This is a genomic window from Chamaesiphon sp. VAR_69_metabat_338 (genome assembly GCF_031423935.1).
Classification (GTDB): domain Bacteria; phylum Cyanobacteriota; class Cyanobacteriia; order Cyanobacteriales; family Chamaesiphonaceae; genus Chamaesiphon.
Window position 1 is genome coordinate 1 of the sequence record NZ_JANPGM010000309.1, and the last position, 2,647, is coordinate 2,647.

Below are 2,647 nucleotides of genomic sequence, written 5' to 3' on the forward strand. Positions count from 1 at the left end.
AAATCTGGAAAGATTGGAGCTAAATATGAGTGTGAGAAAAAAACGATCGTCAGCAGCCGATGTCTTGCGACAAGAAATGCAGCAACCCCTGGTCATTCCCGAACGGAACAATAGTAAAGATCCCAGCCCAACTACACCCACCACTACTATGAACGCACCCACCGATCGTGACGACGCCGCTACTTTAGCCAAGCTAAAGACAGCCCAAGAGAGCGAAGCCAAACTCAAGCAGCAAATTGAAGACCTGCAATCCAAAGCTAATTCGGCGCAAAAAGAATTGAAAGAAGCTAAAGAGACGATCGTCAAATTGGCAGAACAAGGTCAAGCACCAGCCAAAGGCAAAACTACCGCAATCGTCAAAAAAGACACCAGCCGATCGAATGCTTCGATTACCGCGCGTCCGACCGAATCGCGCGAAGAAACCGCCCGCCGCCGCGCTAATACCGACATCGGTTGGTTGGATTAAATTTCAAGACTGACGAAGATCGCCGTTATCGATCGTCACCGATACTTGAGCAATACGGCGATTAGTTGATTTTAGGAGGAGTTTGCATGACTACAGATCGCAGCTCGCGTCAAGCAGTTGGCACGATCCAAACCGATGGCTTTCCGCCAGTCTTGGCTGCTGCTGATGCGATGGTCAAAGCTGGCAATGTCACTTTGGTCTACTACGGCTTGGCCGAACGCGCCGAGTTTATCGTCGCGGTGCGTGGCGTCGTTTCTGCCGTAGAGCAAGCTGTCGCGGCTGGCGTCAAGGCGGTGGAAGAGACTAAGCGCGGTGCCCTCGTCAGTCACTACATTATCCCCAATCCGCCCGAAAATGTCGATAGTGTCTTACCGATTCACTATACCTCAGCATCGAGCGATTTCTGGGTGTAAGGTTAGTCGATCGTCGATCGCTGTGACTGGGGAGTGAGGTTTTTCGAGCTGCGCCGACCCCATCATCGTCAGGATCGTTTAGATTCGTTTGCTGATGCTATTACTTGTGGCTGCCGCTCTACTGAAGCAGCTCCACAATCAAAATTTATTATTTTAAGGAGTATATTTTTAATGGCTGATTCTATGAGTTCTCAACAGGCAGTCGGATCGATCGAAACTAAGGGTTTCCCCGCTGTCTTAGCCGCTGCTGATGCCATGCTCAAGGCTGGTCGAGTGACTCTAGTCGGCTATCTTAGAGCGGGTAGCGCGCGATTTACGGTTAATATTCGCGGCGATGTCTCCGAAGTCAAACAGGCCATGGCCGCCGGTATCGATGTCGTTGAAAAAGTGTACGGTGGGACATTGGAATCTTGGGTAATTATTCCTCGCCCACACCCCAACGTTGAGCGAATTTTACCAATTGGTTATACTGAAGAAGTCGCAGAATTTCGCGCTCACATGGAAGGTAGGGTCAACTAACTATTAGTGTAGTCTCTACTGTCGTAAATCGACTCGTTCGACATCATTAGTGATGGATGAATATGGCGATCGCTTCATCAATTGTCTAACACCTCGACAGTGGGCACTAGCTACGCTTGTATAACGCAGCCAGTGCCCGCCGAGCGATCGACGACCGACTATCGACGACTATTCCAGGAACCTTCGCCGCCAGCTATGTCCAATATTCATGCTGAAAGTGCCATCGGATTAATATCTACACGTAGCTTTCCGGCGATGGTCGGAACGGCAGACATGATGATTAAATCTGCGGCTGTAACGCTCGTCGGTTATGAAAAAATTGGTGGCGGCTATTGTACGGCGGTGATTCGCGGTCGGTTCCCCGATGTCAAATTAGCGGTCGCCGCTGGTGCGGAAGTCGCCGAGCAGATGGATGAATTGATCTACCAATCGGTGATTTCGCGACCTTTTCCCAATCTCGATGCCGTTTTGCCAATTAGCGATCGCCTACTAGCACAAATTGTCGGCAAAAGCAAGCTGAGTAATCTGGCGATCGGCTTACTGGAGACGCGAGGCTTCCCGCCGATGGTCGGCGCGATGGATGCCATGCTCAAAACCGCCGATGTCTATGTGTCTGGGTATGAGAAAACTGGCTCTGGTTTTTGTACGGCAATTATTCGCGGTACCGTCTCGAATGTAACGATCGCCCTCGATGTGGGCATGTCCGCCGCCGAGCAGATTGGCGAATTGCGATCGATCATGGTGATTCCCCGACCGTTGGAAGATTTGGAACGGACGATTCCCACGGCTAGTTACTGGCTCGAAACCGCTTTGGTCATCCCCGAACAGCCCTTGGCACTGCCGCTGCGTCTCCCCCAAGTTGTCAATGCGCCGCCGGTCGAAGTAGAAGTCGTAGAAGTCGAAATAGCAAAATCACCTGCCGAGTTAGAAGCGGCGGAACGACGCTCGATCGATCTATTATAGCCGCGCCGCTAGTTAACCGCGATCGCCTATTTAATGAATCATACATAGACCCAGCAATGCCCTAGATTCTACTCGATCGACTCGCAGATTGGCGCGTGGGTTTGCGGGTACCGTTCAACAATAAATTGTGTTCCGACCATTAGCTCGAACTTGCTCGATGCAATCGGGCTTCTAGTCGCCCAGAATGTGATACACTTTAATACAAATAATGTATTTTTAATAAGTTTAGGATGTTAAATTCAGAGCTAATTGCTGAAAAGCACACGATCGTCGGCTCCTTTGCCTC

At 50.5% G+C, this 2,647-nt stretch carries 4 protein-coding genes; all 4 read left to right on the plus strand.

What is annotated here, in order from left to right; translation table 11 throughout:
* On the plus strand, positions 1-466 hold a 466-nt coding region (locus tag RMO84_RS08945; protein WP_310488131.1), incomplete at its 5' end, for a hypothetical protein.
* Positions 467-552: 86 nt separating this feature from the next.
* Positions 553-879, plus strand: a complete 327-nt coding sequence (locus RMO84_RS08950) for a carbon dioxide-concentrating mechanism protein CcmK (protein ID WP_310488132.1) — start codon at positions 553-555, stop codon at positions 877-879.
* Positions 880-1,050: 171 nt separating this feature from the next.
* The gene (locus tag RMO84_RS08955) at positions 1,051-1,398 is read left to right on the plus strand and encodes a carbon dioxide-concentrating mechanism protein CcmK (protein ID WP_396135808.1); all 348 of its coding nucleotides are present in this window, start codon (positions 1,051-1,053) and stop codon (positions 1,396-1,398) included.
* Between the two features lie 195 nt (positions 1,399-1,593).
* Positions 1,594-2,361 (plus strand): carbon dioxide-concentrating mechanism protein, encoded by a 768-nt coding sequence (locus tag RMO84_RS08960; protein WP_310488134.1) that lies wholly within the window; start codon positions 1,594-1,596, stop codon positions 2,359-2,361.
* Positions 2,362-2,647: the final 286 nt, after the last annotated feature.

Bases quoted from the DNA above. Each gene is read 5' to 3' on its own strand.
- RMO84_RS08960 (WP_310488134.1), top strand. From the start codon at position 1,594: ATGTCCAATATTCATGCTGAAAGTGCCATCGGATTAATATCTACACGT.
- RMO84_RS08950 (WP_310488132.1), top strand. From the start codon at position 553: ATGACTACAGATCGCAGCTCGCGTCAAGCAGTTGGCACGATCCAAACC.
- RMO84_RS08955 (WP_396135808.1), top strand. From the start codon at position 1,051: ATGGCTGATTCTATGAGTTCTCAACAGGCAGTCGGATCGATCGAAACT.